Consider the following 25,241-nt stretch of genomic DNA (forward strand, 5'->3'; position numbering starts at 1 on the left):
TTGCTCCATTATATCCTCTTGGTCCTACTGGTCCTCTTGGTCCTGTTGCTCCTTGGATACCTTGTGGCCCTGTTGGTCCTACTGGTCCCATTGGCCCTGTTGCTCCATTATATCCCCTTGGTCCTACTGGTCCTCTTGGTCCTGTTGCTCCTGTTGCTCCTGTTGCTCCTTGGATGCCTTGTGGCCCTGTTGGTCCCATTGGCCCTGTTGCTCCTGTTGCTCCCTTACATCCTTGTGGTCCTCTTGGTCCTACTGGCCCTCTTGGTCCCATTGGCCCTGTTGGCCCCTGTGGTCCTGTTGCTCCTGTTGCTCCTTTTGGTCCTCTTGGACAAAAACAAGTACATTTGCATTCTTTTACACAACCTTCACCAAAACAAGGTTCAGTATTTTCATCTATATTATTTAATACTACTGCTTCATCTTTATTTACAGTATTATTTTGATTATCCTTATCAACATTATTGCTTGAATTGCTATAGTATCTCATTTTCTCCTCCCTATTATCTCATAAAATTTATCATTTGATTTCTCTACACTTTTATCTTATGTTCATAATTTCTTATTGTTACATATTATTTAAATAAACTATATATTTATATATTAAAAAATATGTTTATTTAACAATTTAGGGCAGAAATAAAGACTAGCTAATATTCCTGCCCTAAAATTAATATTTAATTCTTAATATATTATTATCAGTAGATAAATTTATAAAATTATATATAATCAAAATATTTTCAAATTCATTTTCCTTTAAATAAGAACTTAATTTACTCGTAAAATATCTTAAGTCTATAACATGAATTTCTTTATAGCTCTGAGTTAAAAATGGAATTAATGAATTTCCAAATGAATCTTTAATAACCAATATCTTATTATTTTCTTTAATATTATTATTCTTAATTATAGTTAATGGATTATTTCCATATAAAAATAGTGAATATTTATCCTTTAAATCTTCCTTAGAATAATCATAGATGGAGTCATAAACTTTATCTCCCACTATTTCCATTGTTAAATTTTCAAAATTATAATAAGTCATAATATCAGGTTTAATATTAAATGGCTTTGCTTTTGAAAAATATGTTCCATAAAAATTAGGCAACTCAACTTTTTGAAAATCATCAAACTTAACTTTTTCTTTATTAATAGAATCCATGAAACTACAATAAGCCAAATAAGCGCCATATGTAGTCCAATGATGATCAGTTTTATAATATATATATTTATTTTTATTAACTATTAATTCTTCCATTAAGTCTACATTATTACTAAACTTTAAAAAATCATATATTTGATTAATTATTTCTTCTTGCATAATTATAGGTGAATTTTTAGGTAAATTTTCCTTATATATTTCATAAGAATTAGGTACAATCATTAATGAAACTTTATCATAATATCTTTGTGAAAAAATATTTATAGCTTCAACATTCTTTTTTAGCTTCTCTTTATCTAATGAATCAAACTTTTCAAATAATTCTCCATTCTTTCCATATATTATTCCATTGTTTTCTATTTTACCTAAAACATGTTCACTCATTGATTTTATACTTATCCATTTATCCCTTAATGGAAATTGGTCATTTATATATTTTTCATAATCACTTTGAAAACTTCCATCAAGAAAGCTTTTTAATGAAAACTTCACACTTGTTTTTAAATTTCTATTTTCTAACTCTGAAAACTTTTTGTCATCTTTAATTAAACTCATTATTGTAAATACAATAATTATTATAACAAAAGAAAATATTAAATAATTTTTCTTCATAAGATACTCCTAAGGTTAACTACTATACATATATAAATAATTAATAATAAAACTAAAATCTAAAATATAAAAATGGATTATATGTGGCATCAACTAAATAAGCTATACTTATTAAAAATATAGTAATTAAAATAACTGTATTTAAAATATCACTTTTAACAAATTTATTATATATATTTTTTACTATAGGAGTTGAAAAAACTATTGCAATTATAAAAGTAATACCATAATTTCTTAAATAATATATCCAATGATTATTCTTACTTATAGTAAACATTTCTTTTAATAATACTTTTAGCTCTCCTAAATCTACTACTGCAAATATTGCCCAACCAAGTAATATAAAAAATATTGAATATAAATGAGATAATATATTGCTTTTTTTTAACACCCTTAATAAAAATGCCTTTTCCATACTAATTAAAACAAAGAAATATAAACCCCATAATATAAAGTTATAACTAGCTCCATGCCAAATTCCAGTCAAAAACCATACTATAAAAAGATTTACATATAACCTCAATTTTCCTACCCTATTTCCTCCAAGTGGTATATATACATATTCTTTAAACCAAGCTCCTAATGTAATATGCCACCTTCTCCAAAACTCACTTATATTTTTTGATATATATGGATAATTAAAATTTTTAGGAAAATTAAATCCTAACATCTTTCCAAGACCTATAGCCATTAATGAATATCCACTAAAATCAAAATATATTTGAAGTGCAAATGATAAAACAGATAACCATGCTATTATGCTTCCTATATTACTAAAACCTTTCCTCTCAATTTCTGTCCAAAATGCCCCTATATTATTAGCTATTAATACTTTGCCCCCTAAACCTAATATAAATAATTCTATTCCATCTTGAATTTGTTTTATATCAACTTTTCTTTCTTTTAATTCAATATTTATATCTGTATATTTAACTATCGGTCCAGCAATAAGTTGTGGAAATAAACATACAAATGCACCAAAATTAATAATATTTTTTTCAGCTTTAACTTTTCCCCAAAAAACATCTATTGTATATGACATAGTTTGAAATGTATAAAAGCTAATACCTAATGGTAATGTTATTTTTACATACTTTAAAGATAATCCAAAAATATTATTTATATTCTCTATAAAAAAGTTAAAGTATTTAAAGAAAAATAACATTCCTAAATTAAATATTATATATATAAATAAAAGTATTATTCTCCTTTTTTTATTATTTTTATTCTTATCTATTCCTCTACTAACAAAGTAATCAACAAATATTGATGCTAACATTATTAAAAAGTACTTAGGTTCACCCCAAGAATAGAATATTAAACTTATTATCAGTAATGTTAAATTCTTAAATTTATTTGGAGTTAAAAAATATAATATCATTGCTATAGGTAAAAACCTGAATATAAATAAAATACTACTAAAAACCATTTTTTCTCTCTTTCTTATATTAAAAATAAAATATTATAATAAAGTTTAAATACATTACTTAATATTTTTCTCTCATTGATTATACTATATTCTATATTAATTCTTTATTATAATAGTTTCTATATCTTCATTTCTTAATTTTAAATAAACCTAACTATAAATTTATATTCTAAAAAAACAAATTATTTATAAAAGTATTTTTTAAACTCTTAAAAAAATTTTGTACAATTATATTATTAAAAAAGCAATCAAATTCTTAATAAGAATTTCCTATTAAAAATTCTCTTAAAAATTTAATTGCTTTTATAATACAAATTAATTTATAAATATTTAGTATAATCACTTAATTTTAAAGGATACTCTAATTTTGGAATATCCATATTTAATGTGCTAAAATAATTTTCAAACATCTTTCTATTATATAAAATCTTTTCCTCTTCGCCATTAAATGTTGAGGCTAACTCATTAAAGAAATATGAACATTCTATCTTACCCAAATTATAATAACAAATACATAATTGCAAGCTTGGTATCCATGTGTAATAATCACTGTTTGAAATATACATATTATATTTATCAGGTTTAGAGTCTAATGCTACTCTATACCAAAAGGCTGCTTGTTTAAAATTATCTTTTTCTAGATAATAGTTCCCTAATGCACAAGCAATTTCAGCTGTTGGAACATCTAACTTAAAAGAATCAAATGCAATGTCTGGTATCTTCTCTTTATCATCTATTATATATAAAGCACTTATAATCTTTAAATATGCTCCCTTTACATCTTCTATCCACCCCTCATTTGTATTAATAAACTTTTTATATTGGTTTATTGCTTCATCATAATATTTATTATCAAACAATTCATTAGCATAGTAATACATATCTCTTGGAGTAAATTTTTTATTGTTTTTTTCCATATCCTTAAATATTTGAAGATTTCTATCTGTATATTCCTTAATTTTACCATGTTCAATAGCAAAATTTCCTTCAAGCCCTTTTCCATAAACATCTAAATACTCATGAACATTTCCCACCCAAAGAAATCCACATTTCCTTTTAACTATCCTATTTCTTCTTAAAGATGTGGTTACCTTTCCTTCATTATTTCTAGCTAATATATATTCTGCACTTATATAATCATAACTAATATCCATATTTTCTAAAAGAAGTTTTATTTTATTAATATCCTCTTCGTTAATAAAATCATCACCATCTAACCACATTATATAATCACTAGTTGCTTTACTAAAGGCAAAATTTCTTGCAGCTGAAAAATCATTTATCCATTTAAAATCATATATTTTGCTATTAAAGCTTTTTGCAATTTCTTTTGTTTTATCTTTAGAACCTGTATCTACTATTATAATTTCATTTATAAATGATTTTACTGAATCTAAACACCTCTTAAGAGTTTTTTCTTCATCTCTTACAATCATACATAAACTTAAAGAAATCTTTTTCTTCATTTATCTCCTTTGTTTTAAATAAAAATTAATGCACATATTATAATAAGTAATCCTATTAAAACATGTGCATTACAATATCATATTTAATTATAACTAAAAACTTTTCTCTAATAAGGAAAACTCTTTATTAGAAATTTTTTTATTTAAAAGCTTAATAATTATACTAAATACTATAATTACTCCTAATATTATAGCTCCATAAATCATAAATAGCTCTTCAGGTAATGCATTTATTATAGGATCAATCCTTTCATCAAATATCCAATAATCATTTTTAAAAAATATTTTATGAAATATTATAAACGCCTTTGAAAAATCGATTATATAGGCTGACACTAATATTATGAAAAATAAAATTAAAATATTTGATCCTAAATTAAGATTTTTTATAATTTTTCTACCAAAATATTCATTACCTCTATTCTTGCAAATAATAATATAAATTAAGTTTAGAACTATAAAAGTTAAAGCAATAATAATTAATGAAATAAATATTTTTTTAACCTCATAAAAATGCATCTCCCCATAAGGGCTCATATTAAAATTTTCAAATTTTAATGATTTTATAAATGGATTTTGAAGGTAATTTATTAACCCATTATAATCATTTATTAAACTTTCTTTTGAAACTCCTGTAATATTAACTAAATCATATTTATTTATAATAAATTTATATAAAAACTTAAAATTCAATACCACTATTGTAGAAATCGATATAATCGATATGGCAGTAAATATACCAATTAATATTTTTAAAGCACTTAAATATACCCTTTTCTCTTTAACCATTTTTAATATCTCCTTTAATTATTAATTAATTTTAGCATATTTATGGCAATAAAAATACTGATTCAAAATAATATTAAAAAATTTAGGCTATACTAAAAACTTTTAAATATTATTTTGAATCAGCTTTATTTAATTAATATTTTATTTACTTAATTATAACAATTCATCCTCTTCTGAATAACTTGTAAATACTCTTGCAGGATCAATTCCTAATTCTTCGCAAGCTTCATTTAAATTGCATCCTGTTTCATCCATATATTTTGCTACATAAGCATTAACATCAATTTGTGAATAAATATTTTCCATTTTTCATTCCTCCCTAATCTTTCGGATTAATAAGTATTAATTTATATTTATTATATATTTTTATTAGTGAAAATATTCCTCCCTTTATCCTTCCCCCTTAAAAATTAGTACATTTTCATAAAATTTTTAATAATTATACGCCTTTTAAAATATATTTTCAATTAATATTATCCATTAAAATAATATTAATTTATGTTATAATATAGCTTATTATTAAACTTATTTTAATATTAGGACGGTGAATTAATTGAAAATACATTTTGATAAAAATTTATTAAAATACTCACTTTATATTACTATAACAACTATTGTTATTTATTTAGCCTTAACTATTTTGTCTAATTTAGGTGAAATTTTCACTACTACTCTTAATATAATAGGTGCTGGACTACACTTAATTAAACCACTTCTCATTGCAATAGTTATTGCTTATTTACTTTATCCTATAACAAAATTTATAGAAAACTTTCTTAGAACAAATACCCTATACAAAATAAAAAATAAATCTACTAGAAGAATAATAGCTATTGTGCTTACTTATCTTTTAATAATCGGAATTGTACTGTCATTACTTTGGGGTATTTATTTTATGATTGGTGGTCAATTATCAAAAAATACAACAATAACAAATATAATATCGGATATATCCTCATACTTGAACACTAATTCATTTTCTACTGCAAGCATAGAAAATACATTAAAAAATCTTAATATACCTTTTATTGATACTTTAAAACCATATATAATTCAAATAGTTGATGCTCTCCAAAAATATATTATAGTTAATCTTGGTTCAATGACTTCTAACATTATGTCTATAGGAAGTAGCATTGCCTCATTTTTTATTGCAATTATAATAAGTATTTATATTCTTAAAGATTCTGAATACTTTATAAAACTATGGAAAAGATTATATTATTTAGTTTTTAGGAAAAGCCATACAGGAAATAAAATTGAAGAAACCTTTAGACTTGTACATGATGTATTTTCAAAATTTATTCACGGTCAATTATTAGAAGCGTTTTTTGTAGGTACACTATCAGCAATAGCCCTATCTTTAGTTCGTATAGATTATGCCATTATAATAGGACTTATTTCAGGAATTTGTAATATGATTCCTTATGTAGGCCCTTTAGTTGGTACAATTTTAGCTGCAATTATGGGATTATTAAGTGGTAATCCTATTAAAGTTATTTATGCTATTATTGCCATGATTGTTGTTCAACAAATTGATAACAATTTATTAGCACCTAAGATTGTTGGAAATAGTGTTGGACTTCATCCTGTTTTTACAATGATGGCTATTATAATAGGTGGTAATGTAGGTGGATTACTTGGAATGTTAATTGCAGTTCCATTAGCTGCATCTATTAAAGTTTTATTTAATAAATGGTATGAAGAATATACAAATTCAAATCTTAAAGAAAATTAAATACTTATTATAAAATAAAAAAGTCTGATTTCAGACTTTTTTTATTTTACCTAACAAAAATTATAATGCACAACTTAAAATCATTGTGGCTATTCCACCTATAATAACTGTTTGTCCCATTTTTATATTGTCAATATGCATAATTGAATATAAAAATCCACCAATAACTGAAAATATACCAGCACATAAAGTTACATCAAAATAATCATTTAAATGACTTTTAGAAAGCAAAACACTAACTAACATTACAACTAAAGTAATTACTATCCCATACTTCTCTTTGCTCAACTTCTCTCTACGTGTACTCATTTTCCCATCTCCTTTATTATTTATCCCTATTTTATTTAACTTATATAAACATATTTCTTAATTTTAAATTTAAATATTAAGAAATCATTATATATAATATTAGTTAGCATATAAAATTAGCTTCTTTTTATTCTCCCTAAATAAAAAAGAAGCAGAGTGCTATAATGATTAGCTCTCAGCCAACTACCACAACCAGTTGAAATTTAATACTATTTTACCATAATTAACCATATATTTCTACTATAATTATTATTTTTACAAAAAATAAAAATCTCATTTTATATGAGATTTTTATTTAATATATTTAATACATTTAATCTATTTTTTTAGTTAACGTTTTTTCTCCATCACATTTCCATGTAATCTTTTCTTTGCAACTATCACAAGTTATAATTCCAATTGCTTTGCAACCTGGTTCCTCAAAAATTTTCTCTTTACACTTTGGACATATAACATTATTCATAATTAGTCTTTCCATCTCCTCTTAATAATAAAATATATATATTTTATTATTGGCAATTTAAATATACTTATTCAATATTATTGGATAAATTTTCAAATTATTCTTTTCTTAATATAATTTTATGTTTATTAAGTTTATTTAATTGTATGATATAATATATAAATAAATATATATTATTCAAAAATTTGTTATTTTATTATAATTTAACTAATAAATATATTGACATATTTATCAAATTTATAATAAAATCACTATAAGAACTTTACGAATATTATTATTTTTATAAAATCAATTATTCGACTATAAGCGAAAGGATGTGAATTTATTTCGTAAATAATATGATTTTTACGAAGCTAAAGCCTATGATTGATAACTTACTTTACACTATATCTAAAGAAAATCACACTAAAGAAAAGATAAAAGAAATTTTGTCTTCCCATCCAGAAATAAAATTTGTATCCTTTGTTGGTATTGACCTTTCCGGAAATGATACTGATGAAAAAATTCCAGTAAATTTATTTTTAGATGACTTAGACTCATTCTTACATGGAGTTGCAGTCCAAACTGATGGTTCATCAGTTGTTTTACCTGGAATTGCTACCTTAAACAATGCTAAAGTAGATATGATTGCAGATTTAAACTGTAAATGGTTTGTTGATTATAACTATGACTTTATTGATAATTCAACAAATAAGCCTGTAGGTACTTTAAGAATTCCTTGTTTTTTATATCATGATAATAAGCCTGTAGATTCAAGAAATATTTTAAATAATGCAGTTAAAACATTTAAAGACAGTTTATGGAATATCTTTGAAACACATCCAGAAATATTAAATATTTATAACATAAAAAAAGATGATATTGACGAAATAGTTATAACTTCTGCTACTGAATTAGAGTTTTGGGTTAAAACTCCAAATACTGATGCTGAAATTGAAGAATTATCTACTTCTCAAGTGCTTCATGAGCAATATTGGACAAGAACTAAAGGTAAAGTTCGTACAGCATTAGAAGAAAGTTTATTATTAATGGAAGCTTACGGGTTCGAACCTGAAATGGGACATAAAGAAGTTGGTGGTGTTAGAGCAAAACTAGATTCTTCAGGTAATTTCGATCATGTAATGGAACAAATTGAAGTTGACTGGAAATATTCTGATGCAGTTCAAGCTGCTGATAATGAATTATTTATAAAAATATTAGTTCAAGAAACCTTTAGAAGGTATGGATTAGATGTTACATTTATGGCAAAACCGCTTGATGGTGTAGCTGGTTCTGGAATGCATGTTCATTTAGGAATTAGTTTAAAACTTAAAAATGGTAAAAGAATAAATCTATTCCACACTACTAAAGATCATTTCTTAAGTATTATTGGATATGGATCATTAATGGGCCTTCTTAAAAACTATGAAGTTATGAATCCATTTATATCTTCAACTAATAATTCTTTAAAGAGATTAAAACCAGGATTTGAAGCTCCAGTTTGTATAGTTACTTCTCTTGGGTTATCTCCAAGCAATCCATCTAGAAATAGATCTATATTAGTTGGACTTATTAGAGATTTATCTAATCCTTTAGCTACAAGATTTGAGTTAAGATCGCCAAATCCTCATTCAAATGCTTATATAACTATAGCTGTATGCTATATGTCAATGCTTGATGGTATTTTATATGCAGTAAATAATAATAAAACTGATGATGAGCTTTTAGCTGAACTTTCTAAAGGCTATGGCGAAGAAGCTGATTACCTAGAAAAGTATAGAAAATATAGAGCTGAAGAAGATGTATTTGAAGACTTTAACGAAGAGGAAAGAAATAAATATTTCAGTAAAGCACCAGCTACAATTTATGAAAACATTAGTGCTTTAGATAAATATCCTGAAAAGGTAGAAGTTTTAAAAAGAAATGGTGTATTAACCGATCAACTTATTAATAGCTTCAAAATGGCAACTATTAAAAGATGGAAAATGGAAATTGCTCATAGAATAGTAAATAAGTTTACTTCTGAAATAAGATCAGCTAAGGCACTTCACGATGTAAATAAAGCTCTTGATTTAGATTTAACAAATTGGATGAAAATTCATGACTTGAGACTTTATATTATGAAAGATACTAATTCTACTAAGAGTCTTTTCACAAGACTTAAAGATGCAATCAATGAGGATAATTTATCACTTGCTTCTGACCTTTATTTAGAATTAGAAGATAAAATGAGTTTATTAAGACATCTGTACTCTTCATATAAGAAGAATTTAATAGATATTTAATTTTAAAAAATAACAGAGCTGTATCCTGCTTAAATTTTCTAATTCAACAGGATATAGCTCCTTTTTATAATATATAATTTTTATATATTATAACTTTAAAATTTATTTCTATATATTTTTATGTATTCTTTCCATATAGAATGTAATAATCATAGTCATTGCATAATCATAAATAATAAAAACAGGTTGTGCAATTATCCATAATATTATTAATGAATAAATTCTAGCAGAATTATTGAAAAATTTAGATATTAATTCTTCTAAACCAGCTATTATATTTACTCCTAAGATATTTTGCATTATTATAAACCCAATTACAAATACTATATTAAAAAATACAAGCTTAAGAATTATTTCTAAATTTTCTTTTCTTATTCTTTCTATAAAATATTTAACTATTCCATATACTCCAAAGAATATAAAATATAAAAGTGATATGTTAATTGGAACTAAAAAAAAGGCAATTAAACTAGATGATATATAAACAAAAATTGATGTTTGAACATTACTTCTTATAATACATATTGGTATTATGGCAGATGCAATTGTTAATATTGCTAATGTACTTATTGGTAATATTGATGTTGCATATAATACTATAATAGTTAATGCAACTAAAATTCCCCCAATAGCTATATCCCTAGATTTCATAAAATCCCCCCTATTAGCAGCATCCTATAAGGTCACCACCACAACATTCACATAAAGAATCTAAACACCATAAATTAATACAACAATCACAAGCATTCATATTTCCAGTTGAGGTCCTATAAGTTTGACTATAGCCTCTTCCCCTTGATTGTAACTGATTTAATGCTTGCCTATACTCAAAATTATTTGGATCCATATCACATGCTCTTTGTATATTGTTATAAGCAGATTCAAACCAACCTTTTGCCATCATAACATTTCCATATAAGTAATACCATTCTGCGTCTCTTTGTTGTATAGCATTAAGTTTTGATTCTGCAACTGTTATATTTCTCATTTGGATAAGACTTCTTATTTCTGCATAAATAGCAGTATTACTATTATATGAATTATAACTAGCATTATATCCATTTGATGAAGAATTGTAACTTGTATCTCCACCATTTTTCAACATATCATACGCCTTATTTATCTCTGCTAATTTTTCTTGTGCTAAATCTTTAAGTGGATTATCACCATATTGATCTGGATGATATTGTTTTACAAGCTTTCTATAAGCTGATTTTATTTCTTCTTGAGAAGCTCCAGGCTTCACTCCTAACACATCATATGGGTTCATTTTTTTTAAACACTCCTTTTATCCCCTGCTATCATCATAATTTAAATATATTTTAATGATTTCTTTTCTTACTCTTACAATTGCAATTATTTATTATTTTTTCATACTTATCCATCATTCCAAGACTTATTATATTTTCTAAAATATCTTTATTTCTTTTTAAGGGTAGTTTATCTAATGTATACTTACAATTGTATCCACAATTTAATATTGTAAATTCCATTCTTGGTTTGATTTCTTTTAATAATTCTTCATAGTTTTTATTATTTTTATTATATAAATAGTTTATTGGATTAAATTTATTTTTTTCCATATCTTCTCTTAAATCATCTAAAGCATCTATTAAATAAATCCATTTTCCAAGTGCATATCCTAAATCATAAAGCTGATACCTTAATTCATCACAATCACCATAAATATCTTCGGGATATAATTCTAAAATTTTAGCTACTATTAAGCCAAAAGGATGTGAAATTTCATCTATTGATGAAAAATCCTTATTTTTTTCTAAGTTAGATAATATATTTAAATTTTCTTCTATTATATCATTAACCTTAGTAACATTTCTGTTAAATTTTCGTTTATATGGTGATAAAATAATACTTTCAAGTCTACTTTTTAAGCTTTTATCATCATTTACATCATCAACTAACTTATAATATACTAATGAAACATTCATAGCTGCTGCATATTCTAAAGCCTTATTATTTATAATCATAGGCTTATTTTTTAAAGGATGAGCCATACACTTTTTAAATTGAATATTAGGTTCTTCAATATGTAAGGCATCTAAAAGTAATCCTAAAAAAGCCATATCATAATTTAAGGCAAATCTTGGAATATTTCCAAATTTCTCTTTAATATGCATACATACTCCACAATAATACCCCCTAAACAATTCATATTCTCTTATTTTAAGTTCTGGTTTAAGTGGAGTCACATAACCAAACAAATAATCACTTCCTTATTTTATTTATATCATGTTAAGTTTTTTTATTTATTTTAAAATTTAACTTTTATTTTATCGTCTTTATTTTTTCAAAAAATATTTCTTTTTCTACAAATATACACCAACTTTCCATGTTTATATTATATCCTATATCTTTTTATTCTTAAACTAAAAGGCTAAATATTCATTTTGAACATTTAGCCTTTATATAATTTTATTATATTATTTTTTTAGTTTCAGAATTTAATTTTATATTTAAAACTTTCCTCCTCCACCTCCGTGGGTATTTCCACTACTTGATGTATGAGTAGAACTTCCGCTTCCCCCAACACTTGAATTATCTCTCTCAATTTTTGTTCTAGTAGTAAATGTATTTACAAAAATATCTCTTCTTTTAGTAAATACTATAGAGTTATTATCAACATAATTTCTACTAGATACTGATTTTGTGTTTTTATAAGAATTAACTACAACTATACAAACCACAGTTGAGGCTATAAGTGAAACTGCTAAAGCAATTAATACTACCTTTAATCTACTGTCATTTTCACTATAATTATATTGATCTTTAGGTATTCCAAGTTCTATATAATGCTCAACCTCATCTAAAAATACATTGCAGGCATCAAAGTATCTTTTATCACTTAAATAATTACTCACATCATTAATAATAGAATTTATTCTACTATCCGTAAAATATTTTATTACATCTCCAGTTGTAGAAATCCAAATATTTCTATCATACATATCTATTAATAATAAAAGCCCACTTTTATTATTATCTAATCCGTATCCATTATAGTCATAATAATCATCTGCATAATCTCTAGGACTCTTTCCACCTAAATCATTTGATGTAACTATAACTGCATCCATATTATATTTTTCTCTAATTTTTTCAACTCTTTTATTTAATTCAAGCTTTTCAGTTTGTGATAAAAGCTTTGCATCATCAACTATAGGATTTACATTAGCTTTAACTACAAAGCTAAAAAGCAATAAGGAAATTAATGTACTAATAAAAGGTATACATTTTCTATTTAATTTCTTCATATAAATGTACCTCCTATAAATATTAATAGAAATACAGTAATAAAAATAACTAAAAATAATATAAATAACTTTGCCTTAGATACAGGTAATGAACCAAAAACCTTGCCCGTTTGTCCATTCATAGCAAAAATATAATTCTTATTTCCTACACTATAAGTCATCATCCATACTGGCATTAATGCATAATTACAAGAGGTTTTATTAAATGTTTCATGAGTTCCTATAACATCTACAATTGAATATCCGCCTATTGAACCTCTTAATATATCATTAGTTCCAAGTTTTATTTTCCTTTCTATTAATGGTAAAACTTCTTCCTTTGTCTTATCATATTTCTCTGAAAAAAATCCTGGTAAATAAGCAATAGAAAATTCTCTAAATCCATTAGAATCATATGGTTCTATACTTTCCATAACCTTATCATCCATTTTATTTGAGGCATTACTAGGTACATTTTTAAATGTTAAATTTGCTTCTCTATAAATATTATATATATCAGTTTTTGTATATTTATAATCACCACTTATCCATGTTGTAATTTTTTTACCTCTTGCACTCATTTGCCCTGTTACATTAGAATCAACTATCCAAAATGGAATATAAATACCTGTTATTTTTTCTAATTGTTTAGATGAAGAAAATTCCTTTGGCAAAAACCATTTTCTTTTGCTCCACTCCATAAAATTTGCAATAGCTTTATCTTTATCTATTTTAAACGGAATAACTTTAGATGGTTTAAATTCTCCATTAAACTTATCACTTAAAACTACAGGGCCATGACAATAACAGCAAAATGTAGCTGTTGTATTATTATCCGATACTATTTCTGCTCCACATCTTGGACAATAATAAACCTTTGTTTTTTTATCTATACTATCCCATTCTTCATTATGTGTATATTCTAAATTATCCTTATTTATATGTTGATTATCTATTTTATTTAATTTTTCTATTTCATTTATAGTAAACTCACTTAAGCAAAAGTCGCATTTACCTTTTTGCAAATTTGGATCGAATTTAATTTCTGCTCCACAATTAGGACATTTATATGTAATAACAGCCATGCATTTCTCTCCTTAATCAATATTTTTATTTTAAAATTATACCATATATTTGAAATGTTTATTCAAAATAGTAATCTCATTTTAAATTTAAAAGTTTAATTTTTAGTAGACTATATTTTAAAGTTTGTCTATATATTTTTAGAAAAATTCTAATTTACTTTATTATAATTTTTAAGGTTATTAATCCATATTTATACTTTTGAATTTTCTTGACTTTTATTTATTAATATGATTAAACTTCTTTGATTATAAGCATTAAGAGCTATTTTCTATTATTATCCACAATAAATTTAGAAATTCATACCTTGTAATATTATCCCATGAAAATTTGACAGTAATTTTTATGTATAGTATAAACTAGGTGCAGGCCGAAGTAATTAAATTTACAATTTTGGAGGTGGATTTTCTGTTTAAGAAAATTTTTATTTTAACAACTTCACTTGCATTATCAATATTTGCTATAAATAAATTTCATATACCAACAAATGATTTAGATAAAAAAGTTGTTAATATTAATAATAAAATAGACTTAAATTTTCTTTCTATACATGATAAAAAACTAAAAGAAAAACAAAATACTGAAAAGTTTAATGATATAAATATAGATGAATATATAAACACTAAAAACGAAAACATAAATGAAGTTAATAATAGTAACACTTCATATAAAGATATATATACAGTAGAAGCTACTGCATATACTGGAGATACAATTACTGCTACTGGTACTACCCCTACTTATAACCCTGATGGAATTAGTACCATTGCTGTAGATCCAACAATAATACCTTTAGGTTCAAGAGTTTATATTCCTGGTTATGGAGAAGCAATTGCTTCTGATACTGGTTTAGCAATTAAAGGTACTAAAATTGATTTGTTTTTGAACTCTGAAAAAGAATGCATAGATTTTGGAAAGCAAAATGTTACATTATATGTCTTATCATATCCCGAATAATGACAAAATTAATATGTAATAATTCAATAACTATTGTTCATACTAATTAAAGTAATGATTTTTATTTTAATTAGGAGGGTTCACTTTTGTTAATACCAAAATTTATTTTTTGTATACATAAATACAATTCTGAAATAATAAGAAATATATGTTTTAAAGGTGGCTACTATGAAAAGCTAACTTGTAAAAAATGTGGAAAAGTTAAAAACTTATATTGGTAATTTAAAGATATTAGATTATTCATAAAAGCTTTATATAATAAAAAAAGTTGTATCATTTAAATTTAAAAATTTAATATGATACAACTTTTTTAAGCTAAATTATTTTATTAAATTTTCATAATCTTTTTCTGCATCTGAAGATACTACACTATTTAATATAAATAATGAAACTAAATTACCATCAACCTTTACTTGTGCATTTTCAGCAACTTCTTGTTCTTCTGGATAAAAGGCACTTCCTATTTTATCTTGTAAAACCTGTTCTACTGATGCTTTTACAGCATCAACCTTACCTTCTTTTGCTTTTACAACCATAATAAATCCTGGCCCTGGAGAAATTTGAGTTTCTAATATTCCATAATCCTCTACATCATCTAAATTTAAATGATAAATTTCAGCTGCCATAACATCATCAGCTTCAAGTGCTCCTCTTACATATTCTTTTTCATTTAACTTATTAACAATTTCCTTTGCTGATACTGAATTTGTTTGTTCAACACCTGTTCCATTTTCAGAATTTGAATTTTTACATCCAGTTAAAGTTGCTCCAACCATAACTGCTATTAATACACTTACTAATATTTTTTTCATCTCTATAACCTCGCTTTATTCTTATGTTATATATTATAAAATTATTTAATTTAGACATTCTCTTTAATTTAATTGTTCCCAAATTTTTTTAAAATTTTCAACTTTATTTTATTCCATTTATTTACAATTGTTTTTATTTAAATTATACTTATATTAAGAAACATACTCTAATCTTAAATCAAAATTAAATAATCTTGGAGTTTCTCTTTTATGGATTGAGGTGATTTATATAAGTAATAATAATTTCAACTTAACCGAAAGACGAAAATTACTTCATGCACGAAAAAGAAAAAGGCAAAAAGTATTTAAACTTATAATTTTATCAATTCCCCTATTTATTCTATTAATAACCATAATAGCTATTATGTCAAGTAAAAATAATACAATTGCAACTTTTAATTTAGCTATACCTAAAATAGAAGAAAAAAAACCTTATATTGTTTGTATAGACCCAGGACATGGTGCTTGGGATTATGGTGCAATTAGTCCAAACAATACAGCAGAAAAAGATATTACACTTGCTATTGCTTTAAAATTAGGCAAGTTGTTAGAGGAAGATGGTAACTTTAAAGTTATTTATACACGTGCCTCAGATAACATGGACTGGATAGAAACAGCAAATGATAGTTTAAAAGAAAGAATTAAAATATCAAAAATATCAAATGCAGATATTTTTATATCTATTCATTGTAACAATAGCTCTGATTCTAAAGATATTTCAGGGGTTGAAACTTGGTACAATCCTTCAGATGATAGTAGTTTAATGCTGGCAAAATATCTACAACAATCCTTAATAGACTTAGATTATACTCCTACTAGAGGTGTAAAATCTTACGTTCCCGGTGAGGAACTTGCCGTTTTAGAATTGAATTCTACAACCTCCGCATTAGTTGAATTAGGATTTTTAACTAATCGTTCTGATGAAAAATATCTTACTTCAAGCACTGGGCAAGCTAATTGTGCAAATGCTCTTTATAATGCAATTCTTGAGTATAAAAATGATACTAATGAATAAAATATGAGGCTGTATAAATATAACCTTTTATATAAATTATTAATAAAAATTCTATATAACAAAAAAAGAACTGAGTTGTATTAAATAAAAAGTTTTAATATAATTCAGTTCCAAAATAAAATTATTTATTTTACTGTTACTGTATAAGAAACATTAAACTCCTTTCCTTCTTCTAAACTTTCTATTCCAGCCTTATCTTTTAATTCTCCAGTGAAATCCTCAAAATCAGCATGTCCACACCATGGTTCTATACATACAAAAGGTGCCCCTGTTATTTTTGTCCATAACCCCATGTAATGGAATCCTGTAAAATCCATAGTTAATTCTTTATTATGGTTAACAGATTTTAAACTTATTTTATTTGACTTTAAACTATCAAAAACTAATGCATCACCTTTAAATAAATCAAAATTTAACGGTATTATATTATTGTTAAGCAAATATTGCTTTCTTTCACGCTTTATATACCCATCTTTATTTATAGGCATAATATCACAATTTTCTTTTTCATTAAATTCAAAATAATAATCATCTATTAATTCTCCAGGCATCATTGGACACATAAATGCTGGATGTGCTCCTATTGAAAAATAAATCATTTTATTATCAGTATTTTTCACTGTATATTCTGTTATAACTCCATCTTCTAATAAAGTATAGCAAATTTTTAATGAAAATTTATAAGGATACACTTTTAGAGTTTCTTCTGAATCAACTAATTCAAAAACAATTTTATTATTAGATGCTTCAATCATTTCAAAATCTTTTAATCTAGCTAATCCATGTTGTGGTAAATTATATTCTTTTCCATCAACCCTATAAGTTTCGTCTTTTACTTTTCCTACTATAGGAAATAAAACTGGTGCACTATAGCTCCAATATCTCTTATTTCTATTCCATAAATATTCAACTCCATCAATCTTAGAAGTAAGGCTATGAAGCTCTGCTCCTCTATTGCTTACAGTAATTTTAATTCTTTCATTTTCTAATGTATATAACATTTTTTCTCCTCCCATAATTTATGATAACCTATACATAATTATATAATATATTATTAAATTATAGTAGTATAAAAAAATAAAGTATTTAAAATAGCAATTAATTTTTACTATCTTAAATACGCTAAATCTATTCTACCATACCTTTATATCCTAATAATCCTTGTCCTAGATTATATAAATTAGTAAATCCTTCTTCCTCTAACATTTGGCACGCAAGTGCACTTTTATGTCCTGCTTTACAATAAACTAAAATTGGTTTATCTTTGCTTTCCTTCAATTCTTCAATTTCCCATTCTAATTCTTCAACTGGTATGTTTATTGCATTATGAATTTTCTTTTCCTTAAATTCACTATATCTTCTTACATCTATAATAATTAAATCCTTAGAATCCTTTATTAAATTTTGAGCTTGTATACTACTAATAGATTTAAATGAACTCATTATTACACCTCGTTATTATTACATTTAAATTAATTATATTAATAATATACTTTGTTTACAAGAAAATTATTTATTCAATTGGTTTTACAGCATCTATAATAATAGAAACCATACCTAAAGTTCCCCTTGAATTTCTATTATCAAACCTATAACTTCTACATATCTTTCCCTTTGATTCACTCCATTCTCTATAATGAAAATCACCTTGCTCATCACAATATTCTAAAAGTGTAACTTTAAATCCCGCACTTTCAAATACATTAACTAATGTTTTATAGTCATATACAATTTTATGTGCTGATGCTGGATGTGCTTCATGCCCTGGCCCCCCAACCTTAACCATATTTTGATACCATTCATTTTTAAAATTTTTATCAGGAACTGCACATCTTACATATCCACCTGGTTTTAAAAACTTATAACAATTTTCTGCAGCCTTAATTCCATCTTCATAAGATAGATGTTCCCATACATGCTCAGCTAAAATTGCTTCTATATCATCATTTTTTGAAATGTTTTCCCATTGATCTATTGATAATAAATTAAGCTCATTTTCCTGTGTTGAAACCCATCCATTATACTTTGTCTTTCCTGCTCCTACTATTATCCTCATAATTTCTCCCCCCTAAAACTTTATAAGAATATAGAACTATATAAGTTTTTTAAAACCCATTATTTAAATAATCAATTTTTATAATTATATTAAGTAATCTAAATTTTATGTCAAATTTAAAATTCTGAGTAAAAATATTTAGCAATTTAATATTTCAAAATTTATAGTAGTTCCTAAAAGCATTAATAATATTGCAACTATTCTTTTATAACTATCATTAATTTCTTTTTCATTTCTATTTTCTCCAGTTTGAGATAAAGCAGTTTTATAATTATCAAATAAAACTCCTGTAAAAATTGATGTTACAAATAAATATATAACATTTGCCCCTTTAGGAACCTCAGTTAAATCTTGAAGTGTTTCAGCATAATTCGTAGAATTTAATTGATCTAATATTTTTGTCTTTTGCCATTCAAGATATAATATATTAAGTATTGCTGCATAAATTATTAAAGCAATTCCAAACTCTGATAAATTACTAATTCCTATTTGTTTAATTAATTCATTCCTTTCCTTTTCATTATTAGCTTTATCATTATTTAAATTAAAATTATTATTTTTCTTTTTAGATTTATATGTTTTATTTTTATTATTTTCACATTTTTTCATAATACTACTTTTAAAATTGTTTTTCTATATATGATATTCTAATAAAAATTTACAGTTACCTATAAGTTTTTTAATATTTTATTATCAATATATTGTATATCTCAATTAAAATGTAAAGCATTTTCACATTACTTATTGTCATAATTTTAATATTTTTATTACAATATCATTATAAATTCGATTTTTCTTAATAAATTTATCATTTTGGAATTGATTCCATTATTTTTTTAATAAATTATTATTTTTTATGTTGTAAATATTTAACATAATGCATATAATATTAGTACGCAAGGGAATTTTTAGGAGGTTTTTTAATGGTAAACAAATATAATAACGCACAAGATTCATTTCAAATTTTTTTAGCTGAAAGGAATATACCTGATCCAGATGAAATGCTAGGTAAGGCTTTAAAATACTTAAAAGATAAAGGACAAGAAGTTTTATTTAAAGGGTTTGATGTAAATAATACCCCAATTGTTGAAATAGACAACATACTATATAAATTTGATAAATGTTTTGGACTTTGGCAATCAGCTAAATTCACTAAAATTGAGGACAACTCTTCAGATTTTCTTATGACTAATAAAAAATCTAAAATAGAAAGCTTTTATTCTTAATTTATATAGTAAAGGCGCATATTAAATGCGCCTTATTTTTATTATTTATTTTGCATTATCTTTTTTATTTTCTGTATCTTTAGGATTAACTTCTTTCTTTGGAGGTAATTTTTTTTATAAAACTGCCACTAACATTTAAATCTTCTTTATCTTTTGAAACCATAATTATTTCATCTGTTAATGATATTGCCTTTTTAGGACAAAAATCTTTACACAATCCACAAAATGTACATGAAGTTAAGTCAAAATTCATACTTATTTCCTGTCCACCATCTACAGGCTTTAGTTCTTTAGTTATTGCTTCTGCTGCACATACTCTAATACATATTCCACATCCAATACAGGCATTTGAATCAAAAGAAAGCTTTCCTCTATAATTTTCAGCCCCCGTTGCTTCATCAATTGACTTTTCATCAGTTAATGCTGGTTTAAATATATTAGATATTCCCTCTAAAAAGTAAGGAAGTTTAAACATAATTTTCATCCTCCCTCTTCTTATTTAATATTTCTATTGCTTCTAATATACCTTTTGCTATAGCTTCTGGCTTTGGTGCACAACCTGCAACTGTTACATCCACCTTTGTCCACTTATCTAAAGGTCCATCAACAGAATAGCTTCCCTTAAATACATTACATGATGCAGGACATGATCCAATTGATACTACAACTTTAGGTTCTGGAACTTGTTCTAAAACTCTTAACATTCTATCTCGTGATTGTACTGTTACAGGACCTGTTACAACAACAATATCTGCATGTCTAGGTGAACCTGCAAGTTTAACACCAAATCTTTCAATATCATATTTAGGTCCAAGTAATGCTAAAATCTCAATATCACATCCATTACAAGAACCTGTATTTACATGATATATCCAAGGAGATTTTTCTCTTCCCTTTTCAATTATTGACATTTGCACACCTCCCTATATATTTAAACTTACTAATATATAACTTAATAAAGATAAAACTGTTGGTATTGTCCAATAAAATTTAAACATTTGATTAGTTTTATATCTTCCCATAAGCCCTCGAACTATTGATAAAAATAATACAGATATAACTATAACTAAAACTACTAATATCAATGTATTAATTAATAAATCAATTGCTAAATTTCCTGTAGTTATACCTATTCCCCCTAAAAATAAGACTACAAATAATGCAGTCATAACATAAACCTTTATATTATGAGTAAGCTTAAATAATCCTAAATATATTCCACTATATTCTGCTAATGGCCCTTCACAAATTTCTGTTTCAGCTTCAGATACATCAAAAGGTGATACTCCAATTTTTGCTGGCAATATCATTAAAAATGCAATTGCAGCTGGAAGTAAGGATAGTGTAAACAAAAAACTTCCACTCCCCTGTTGTACATTAGAAATTAATGATAAGGAATATGTTGTTCCATTACCTAATATTATTCCTGCTCTTTTACAAACAGCAAGTACGGATGTTATTAAAGGCAACTCATATGCAACCATTGTTACAATCTCTCTTGATACACCAAGTGAAGCAAATGGTGATGCTGATGCCATTCCTCCAACTATCATTGCTACAGATGGTATAATTAATAAATAAATTATTACTACTATATCAGCTGTACCGCTAAAAAATGACCAATTATATATGGGAAATAACACCGGTATTATACAAACACTAGCTAATGCTATTATTGGCGCTGAAATAAATAATTTTCTATTTGCATTTCTCGGAATTATAGTATCTTTTCCTAAAAGTTTTACAAAATCATAAAATGGTTGTGTAATTTTAGGTCCTCTTCTTCGTTGCATCCTAGCTACTATTTTTCTATCTATTCCTGATAAAAGTAATCCCATAATCACTGTAAAAATGAAGCCCGGAAATATAATTAAATATATTATTTTACTTAAATACTCCATATTTAAAGCCCCCTATAGAAATATAATTGTAATTACAGATACTATTACTAAAGTTGCTACTATCCATAAAGAATAATCATTAACACTACCACTATGAGCTTTTTGTATTCTGCTAAAATATCCCTTTAATTGATGCTTCATTCCCCAAAATAAATCATTAGCACCAACCTTTACATCTTCTCCTCTTTCTCCACCAACATAAATATCATATTTACGATCTTTATCTAAAGATGAGCTTGAATAATTTAAATTACCAACTTTTAAAATAGTAAATATTAAAAATGCAATTAATAGTACTACAAATAATATTAAAAAATTAGTTGGATTATATATTCCGCGTGTTATAAATTTAATATTATTAATACTATCAATGGTAAAAACAGAATCATAATTATTTCCTAATGCTGAAGACACATATTCTTTTAAATTATATATACTTTTGATTACTGGAATTAATAATCTATTTACTATAAAATTAGGAAATAATCCAAATACAACTGTTCCTAATGCTAGTATTCCCATTGGAATTTTCATTGAAATATTAATATCCTCTATATTTTCATACTCTTCATTTATAGGACCAAAAAATGCTGAATGACCAACCTTTATAAATGATGCTAAAGTAAGAGCTGAAACCACAACAGCTATTATAGATACTATGCCTAATGAACCTGTAAATCCTGCCTCATATATCATCCACTTTGATGCAAATCCATTAAAAGGTGGAATTCCACTAATTCCTGCTGCCCCAAACAAAAACATCGCCATAGTAAATGGCATCTTTTTACCTAAGCCTGAAATTGATTCTAAGTCTGTAGTTTTTGTAATATAAAGTACAGCTCCTGCTATTAAAAACAATAGTCCCTTAAATATAGCATGGTTAATCATGTGATAAGTTCCACCAACCATTGCTAAAATACTTACTTCACCACTTTCTAATATTGCCATACCTAAAGCTGTTATTATATATCCTATTTGAGAAACTGAGTGAAAGGCTAAAAGCCTCTTAAAATCATGTTGTAGCAATGCCATAGATACACCTATTACCATTGTTATAACACCCCAAACTAATATTAAGTAGCCAACCAAACTGTTAGATGATAATCCAAAAATCATAAATACTAATCTGATAATTGCATATACTCCAGTTTTGCTCATTACTCCAGATAGTATCATTGAAATTGATGACGGTGCTGCCATATGTGCATCTGTTGGCCATGTATGACATGGAACCATAAATGCCTTTACTGCATATCCAACCATCATAAGAGAAAATGCAACTATTAATGTTGGTGTCATAGACTCCATAGTTTTTATAACTACTGCTATTTCAGCTAAATTTAAGGTTTTTGTTTCGCTATATATTAGACATGTTCCCAATAAAATTAATGATGATCCTAAAGAACCTGTTACTATATACTTAAATGCTGCTTCTACTGACTTATCTTTATAATTTCTAAACGCAGTTAATGCAATTGCTGCAAATGTCATTATTTCAAGCATTACATACATATTAAACAAGTCGCCAGTAAATACAAACCCTATCATACTTGAAGTCAATAATAAAAATAATACATAATATTTTTCTAATCCATTATCATGACTCATGTATTTTAAAGAATAAATTACTGATAAAAGTGACGCACCTGTAATTATTAAAGCTAAAAACATCCCTAATGAATCTATTTCAAGACCAATACCAAAAGCCTTTCCATCAATTGGATTCCAATTTCCCATCCAACTTACTATAATTTCTCCATCAATTAAAATTGGCTTAATTAATAATATTACACATAAAAATGATATTGATGTTGCAATAACTGAAAGAGCTCTTTTTACTCTTATATATTTATTTTTAAATAATCCAAGTATAAACGCCAAAATAAATGGAGTCATTATCGCTATTATTGGAAGATTATTAATAAATTCTATACTCATCCCCTAATCCTCCTTACGTCATCACTTTCTATACTGTTATAATGTTTTTGAATCTTAATTACTATAGATAGTGCAAGTGCTGTAACACAAGCGCCAATTACTATAGATGTAAGTGTTAGTGCCTGAGGTATAGGGTCTACAAAGTAAGTACTATTATCACTAAATATTGGTGCTGTACCATTAGTTCTAAATCCAATTGAAATTAATAATAAATTAATTCCTGAATCTAAAATTCCCATTCCAATAACTATCTTTATTAAATTTTTCTTCAAAACAATTATTGCAAGTCCAATTACAATTAAAAGAAAAGCTCCAATATAATTTATTGTCATCTACTCTTCCCCCTTGCCTTTTAAACTACTTATCATAATTAATATTAAAAATGAAATTCCTGCAAAAACTTTAAAGCCTACAGCAAAATTCATTAAAAATATACTTCCTGATGAAAATAAATCACCTGGATTTCCTTTTTCTAATATATTTCCAAAAAATACCCCTGAACCTATTAAACCTATAAAGGCTAATATAATAAATCCTAATGCTCCTATATCTTCTGCAATTTTAAATGAATTTGCTCCTATTTTTTTGTTTACACCTTTAGATCCATAGCCAATATAAACAATAGCTATAGCTCCCGCTATTAAAACACCACCTTGAAATCCACCACCTGGTGATAAATGTCCATGAATTATAATATATAAACCTAAGGTAAGCAAAATTGGTAATACTAAGTTTGTACAAGATATTAAGATAGAATCTCTTCTCTTTTTCAT

The 25,241-nt window shown here is 25.5% G+C and carries 28 protein-coding genes and 2 pseudogenes; 6 read left to right on the plus strand and 24 right to left on the minus strand.

Annotated features, from left to right (window positions below; all coding sequences use genetic code 11):
- The 6 genes and pseudogenes from QZ321_RS05830 to QZ321_RS05855 all read right to left on the minus strand — a co-directional run.
- Positions 1-487: pseudogene (locus QZ321_RS05830) on the minus strand (hypothetical protein); the annotation flags it as partial.
- A gap of 180 nt (positions 488-667) precedes the next feature.
- Positions 668-1,771, minus strand: coding sequence for a DHHW family protein (locus tag QZ321_RS05835; protein WP_291744450.1), 1,104 nt, complete (start codon positions 1,769-1,771; stop codon positions 668-670).
- A 52-nt stretch (positions 1,772-1,823) separates the two neighbouring features.
- A complete protein-coding gene (locus QZ321_RS05840; RefSeq protein WP_291746837.1) occupies positions 1,824-3,200 on the minus strand; it encodes an MBOAT family O-acyltransferase in 1,377 nt (458 codons plus the stop codon).
- Positions 3,201-3,520: 320 nt separating this feature from the next.
- A complete protein-coding gene (locus tag QZ321_RS05845; protein ID WP_291746833.1) occupies positions 3,521-4,666 on the minus strand; it encodes a glycosyltransferase family 2 protein in 1,146 nt (381 codons plus the stop codon).
- Between the two features lie 93 nt (positions 4,667-4,759).
- On the minus strand, positions 4,760-5,455 hold the full coding sequence (locus QZ321_RS05850; protein WP_291746830.1) for a TIGR01906 family membrane protein: 696 nt from the start codon (positions 5,453-5,455) through the stop codon (positions 4,760-4,762).
- 153 nt (positions 5,456-5,608) lie between these two features.
- Entirely contained in the window at positions 5,609-5,761 is a 153-nt protein-coding gene (locus tag QZ321_RS05855) for a hypothetical protein (RefSeq protein ID WP_291744047.1), read from the minus strand.
- Positions 5,762-6,008: 247 nt separating this feature from the next.
- Here QZ321_RS05855 and QZ321_RS05860 point away from each other — a divergent pair, with 247 nt between their 5' ends.
- Entirely contained in the window at positions 6,009-7,193 is a 1,185-nt protein-coding gene (locus QZ321_RS05860; protein WP_291746828.1) for an AI-2E family transporter, read from the plus strand.
- Between the two features lie 60 nt (positions 7,194-7,253).
- On the opposite strand, the gene QZ321_RS05865 is transcribed toward QZ321_RS05860, so the two are convergent.
- Positions 7,254-7,502, minus strand: coding sequence for a hypothetical protein (locus tag QZ321_RS05865; protein ID WP_291744043.1), 249 nt, complete (start codon positions 7,500-7,502; stop codon positions 7,254-7,256).
- Between the two features lie 313 nt (positions 7,503-7,815).
- Positions 7,816-7,965: a hypothetical protein gene (locus tag QZ321_RS05870; RefSeq protein ID WP_291744041.1), complete on the minus strand. Its 150-nt coding sequence runs from the start codon at positions 7,963-7,965 to the stop codon at positions 7,816-7,818.
- A 362-nt stretch (positions 7,966-8,327) separates the two neighbouring features.
- Between QZ321_RS05870 and QZ321_RS05875 the strand changes: the two genes are divergently transcribed.
- On the plus strand, positions 8,328-10,229 hold the full coding sequence (locus QZ321_RS05875) for a segregation/condensation protein A (protein ID WP_291746824.1): 1,902 nt from the start codon (positions 8,328-8,330) through the stop codon (positions 10,227-10,229).
- A 108-nt stretch (positions 10,230-10,337) separates the two neighbouring features.
- On the opposite strand, the gene QZ321_RS05880 is transcribed toward QZ321_RS05875, so the two are convergent.
- From QZ321_RS05880 to QZ321_RS05900, 5 genes are all read right to left on the minus strand, one after another.
- Positions 10,338-10,880, minus strand: coding sequence for a DUF2232 domain-containing protein (locus tag QZ321_RS05880; RefSeq protein WP_291740432.1), 543 nt, complete (start codon positions 10,878-10,880; stop codon positions 10,338-10,340).
- 13 nt (positions 10,881-10,893) lie between these two features.
- Positions 10,894-11,499: a J domain-containing protein gene (locus QZ321_RS05885; RefSeq protein WP_291740433.1), complete on the minus strand. Its 606-nt coding sequence runs from the start codon at positions 11,497-11,499 to the stop codon at positions 10,894-10,896.
- Between the two features lie 52 nt (positions 11,500-11,551).
- Entirely contained in the window at positions 11,552-12,451 is a 900-nt protein-coding gene (locus tag QZ321_RS05890) for a DUF5685 family protein (RefSeq protein ID WP_291746822.1), read from the minus strand.
- A gap of 252 nt (positions 12,452-12,703) precedes the next feature.
- The gene (locus QZ321_RS05895; RefSeq protein WP_291746819.1) at positions 12,704-13,501 is read right to left on the minus strand and encodes a TPM domain-containing protein; all 798 of its coding nucleotides are present in this window, start codon (positions 13,499-13,501) and stop codon (positions 12,704-12,706) included.
- The gene (locus QZ321_RS05900; RefSeq protein ID WP_291746815.1) at positions 13,498-14,565 is read right to left on the minus strand and encodes a hypothetical protein; all 1,068 of its coding nucleotides are present in this window, start codon (positions 14,563-14,565) and stop codon (positions 13,498-13,500) included. Before QZ321_RS05900 ends, QZ321_RS05895 begins: the two co-directional genes overlap by 4 nt.
- A gap of 682 nt (positions 14,566-15,247) precedes the next feature.
- Between QZ321_RS05900 and QZ321_RS12475 the strand changes: the two are divergent.
- Together QZ321_RS12475 and QZ321_RS05910 are read left to right on the plus strand one after the other, a co-directional pair.
- Positions 15,248-15,520, plus strand: a pseudogene (locus QZ321_RS12475) (3D domain-containing protein); the annotation flags it as partial.
- 86 nt (positions 15,521-15,606) lie between these two features.
- Positions 15,607-15,741: a hypothetical protein gene (locus QZ321_RS05910; RefSeq protein WP_291740444.1), complete on the plus strand. Its 135-nt coding sequence runs from the start codon at positions 15,607-15,609 to the stop codon at positions 15,739-15,741.
- Positions 15,742-15,840: 99 nt separating this feature from the next.
- Here the strand turns inward: QZ321_RS05910 and QZ321_RS05915 are convergent, their stop codons facing one another.
- Positions 15,841-16,332 carry a DUF4358 domain-containing protein gene (locus tag QZ321_RS05915; protein WP_291740445.1) on the minus strand — a complete coding sequence of 164 codons (492 nt, stop codon included), beginning with the start codon at positions 16,330-16,332 and terminating at the stop codon, positions 15,841-15,843.
- A gap of 364 nt (positions 16,333-16,696) precedes the next feature.
- On the opposite strand from QZ321_RS05915, the gene QZ321_RS05920 reads away from it, so the two are divergent.
- On the plus strand, positions 16,697-17,347 hold the full coding sequence (locus tag QZ321_RS05920; RefSeq protein WP_291746811.1) for an N-acetylmuramoyl-L-alanine amidase: 651 nt from the start codon (positions 16,697-16,699) through the stop codon (positions 17,345-17,347).
- A gap of 125 nt (positions 17,348-17,472) precedes the next feature.
- Here the strand turns inward: QZ321_RS05920 and QZ321_RS05925 are convergent, their stop codons facing one another.
- The 4 genes from QZ321_RS05925 to QZ321_RS05940 form a co-directional block, all read right to left on the minus strand.
- Positions 17,473-18,348: an aldose 1-epimerase family protein gene (locus QZ321_RS05925; protein ID WP_291746809.1), complete on the minus strand. Its 876-nt coding sequence runs from the start codon at positions 18,346-18,348 to the stop codon at positions 17,473-17,475.
- A gap of 127 nt (positions 18,349-18,475) precedes the next feature.
- On the minus strand, positions 18,476-18,790 hold the full coding sequence (locus tag QZ321_RS05930) for a rhodanese-like domain-containing protein (protein WP_291746806.1): 315 nt from the start codon (positions 18,788-18,790) through the stop codon (positions 18,476-18,478).
- 70 nt (positions 18,791-18,860) lie between these two features.
- The gene (locus tag QZ321_RS05935; protein WP_291740452.1) at positions 18,861-19,403 is read right to left on the minus strand and encodes a methyltransferase domain-containing protein; all 543 of its coding nucleotides are present in this window, start codon (positions 19,401-19,403) and stop codon (positions 18,861-18,863) included.
- Positions 19,404-19,541: 138 nt separating this feature from the next.
- Entirely contained in the window at positions 19,542-20,012 is a 471-nt protein-coding gene (locus QZ321_RS05940; RefSeq protein ID WP_291740454.1) for a hypothetical protein, read from the minus strand.
- 314 nt (positions 20,013-20,326) lie between these two features.
- Between QZ321_RS05940 and QZ321_RS05945 the strand changes: the two genes are divergently transcribed.
- A complete protein-coding gene (locus QZ321_RS05945) occupies positions 20,327-20,629 on the plus strand; it encodes a hypothetical protein (protein WP_291740455.1) in 303 nt (100 codons plus the stop codon).
- A gap of 85 nt (positions 20,630-20,714) precedes the next feature.
- On the opposite strand, the gene QZ321_RS05950 is transcribed toward QZ321_RS05945, so the two are convergent.
- The 6 genes from QZ321_RS05950 to QZ321_RS05975 are packed head-to-tail and all read right to left on the minus strand — an operon-like array spanning position 20,715 to position 25,241.
- Positions 20,715-21,104 carry a 4Fe-4S binding protein gene (locus QZ321_RS05950; RefSeq protein WP_291746804.1) on the minus strand — a complete coding sequence of 130 codons (390 nt, stop codon included), beginning with the start codon at positions 21,102-21,104 and terminating at the stop codon, positions 20,715-20,717.
- The gene (locus QZ321_RS05955) at positions 21,097-21,540 is read right to left on the minus strand and encodes an NADH-quinone oxidoreductase subunit B family protein (protein WP_291740459.1); all 444 of its coding nucleotides are present in this window, start codon (positions 21,538-21,540) and stop codon (positions 21,097-21,099) included. The genes QZ321_RS05950 and QZ321_RS05955 overlap by 8 nt, the downstream gene beginning before the upstream one ends.
- Positions 21,541-21,552: 12 nt before the next feature.
- Positions 21,553-22,530, minus strand: coding sequence for a complex I subunit 1 family protein (locus QZ321_RS05960; protein WP_291746801.1), 978 nt, complete (start codon positions 22,528-22,530; stop codon positions 21,553-21,555).
- Positions 22,531-22,542: 12 nt separating this feature from the next.
- Positions 22,543-24,468 (minus strand): proton-conducting transporter membrane subunit, encoded by a 1,926-nt coding sequence (locus tag QZ321_RS05965; protein WP_291746799.1) that lies wholly within the window; start codon positions 24,466-24,468, stop codon positions 22,543-22,545.
- Positions 24,465-24,800, minus strand: coding sequence for a sodium:proton antiporter (locus QZ321_RS05970; protein WP_291746797.1), 336 nt, complete (start codon positions 24,798-24,800; stop codon positions 24,465-24,467). Before QZ321_RS05970 ends, QZ321_RS05965 begins: the two co-directional genes overlap by 4 nt.
- Positions 24,801-25,241, minus strand: coding sequence for an MnhB domain-containing protein (locus QZ321_RS05975; protein WP_291746795.1), 441 nt, complete (start codon positions 25,239-25,241; stop codon positions 24,801-24,803).

This window comes from uncultured Clostridium sp. (assembly GCF_910588715.1).
Lineage (GTDB): Bacteria > Bacillota > Clostridia > Clostridiales > Clostridiaceae > Clostridium.

Bases quoted from the DNA above. Each gene is read 5' to 3' on its own strand.
- QZ321_RS05940 (WP_291740454.1), bottom strand. From the start codon at position 20,012: ATGAAAAAATGTGAAAATAATAAAAATAAAACATATAAATCTAAAAAG.
- QZ321_RS05835 (WP_291744450.1), bottom strand. From the start codon at position 1,771: ATGAAGAAAAATTATTTAATATTTTCTTTTGTTATAATAATTATTGTA.
- QZ321_RS05965 (WP_291746799.1), bottom strand. From the start codon at position 24,468: ATGAGTATAGAATTTATTAATAATCTTCCAATAATAGCGATAATGACT.
- QZ321_RS05925 (WP_291746809.1), bottom strand. From the start codon at position 18,348: ATGTTATATACATTAGAAAATGAAAGAATTAAAATTACTGTAAGCAAT.
- QZ321_RS05955 (WP_291740459.1), bottom strand. From the start codon at position 21,540: ATGTCAATAATTGAAAAGGGAAGAGAAAAATCTCCTTGGATATATCAT.
- QZ321_RS05875 (WP_291746824.1), top strand. From the start codon at position 8,328: ATGATTGATAACTTACTTTACACTATATCTAAAGAAAATCACACTAAA.
- QZ321_RS05900 (WP_291746815.1), bottom strand. From the start codon at position 14,565: ATGGCTGTTATTACATATAAATGTCCTAATTGTGGAGCAGAAATTAAA.
- QZ321_RS05855 (WP_291744047.1), bottom strand. From the start codon at position 5,761: ATGGAAAATATTTATTCACAAATTGATGTTAATGCTTATGTAGCAAAA.
- QZ321_RS05840 (WP_291746837.1), bottom strand. From the start codon at position 3,200: ATGGTTTTTAGTAGTATTTTATTTATATTCAGGTTTTTACCTATAGCA.
- QZ321_RS05960 (WP_291746801.1), bottom strand. From the start codon at position 22,530: ATGGAGTATTTAAGTAAAATAATATATTTAATTATATTTCCGGGCTTC.
- QZ321_RS05915 (WP_291740445.1), bottom strand. From the start codon at position 16,332: ATGAAAAAAATATTAGTAAGTGTATTAATAGCAGTTATGGTTGGAGCA.
- QZ321_RS05885 (WP_291740433.1), bottom strand. From the start codon at position 11,499: ATGAACCCATATGATGTGTTAGGAGTGAAGCCTGGAGCTTCTCAAGAA.
- QZ321_RS05845 (WP_291746833.1), bottom strand. From the start codon at position 4,666: ATGAAGAAAAAGATTTCTTTAAGTTTATGTATGATTGTAAGAGATGAA.
- QZ321_RS05930 (WP_291746806.1), bottom strand. From the start codon at position 18,790: ATGAGTTCATTTAAATCTATTAGTAGTATACAAGCTCAAAATTTAATA.
- QZ321_RS05920 (WP_291746811.1), top strand. From the start codon at position 16,697: ATGTCAAGTAAAAATAATACAATTGCAACTTTTAATTTAGCTATACCT.
- QZ321_RS05850 (WP_291746830.1), bottom strand. From the start codon at position 5,455: ATGGTTAAAGAGAAAAGGGTATATTTAAGTGCTTTAAAAATATTAATT.
- QZ321_RS05895 (WP_291746819.1), bottom strand. From the start codon at position 13,501: ATGAAGAAATTAAATAGAAAATGTATACCTTTTATTAGTACATTAATT.
- QZ321_RS05935 (WP_291740452.1), bottom strand. From the start codon at position 19,403: ATGAGGATAATAGTAGGAGCAGGAAAGACAAAGTATAATGGATGGGTT.
- QZ321_RS05970 (WP_291746797.1), bottom strand. From the start codon at position 24,800: ATGACAATAAATTATATTGGAGCTTTTCTTTTAATTGTAATTGGACTT.
- QZ321_RS05945 (WP_291740455.1), top strand. From the start codon at position 20,327: ATGGTAAACAAATATAATAACGCACAAGATTCATTTCAAATTTTTTTA.
- QZ321_RS05975 (WP_291746795.1), bottom strand. From the start codon at position 25,241: ATGAAAAAGAGAAGAGATTCTATCTTAATATCTTGTACAAACTTAGTA.
- QZ321_RS05865 (WP_291744043.1), bottom strand. From the start codon at position 7,502: ATGAGTACACGTAGAGAGAAGTTGAGCAAAGAGAAGTATGGGATAGTA.
- QZ321_RS05870 (WP_291744041.1), bottom strand. From the start codon at position 7,965: ATGAATAATGTTATATGTCCAAAGTGTAAAGAGAAAATTTTTGAGGAA.
- QZ321_RS05880 (WP_291740432.1), bottom strand. From the start codon at position 10,880: ATGAAATCTAGGGATATAGCTATTGGGGGAATTTTAGTTGCATTAACT.
- QZ321_RS05950 (WP_291746804.1), bottom strand. From the start codon at position 21,104: ATGTTTAAACTTCCTTACTTTTTAGAGGGAATATCTAATATATTTAAA.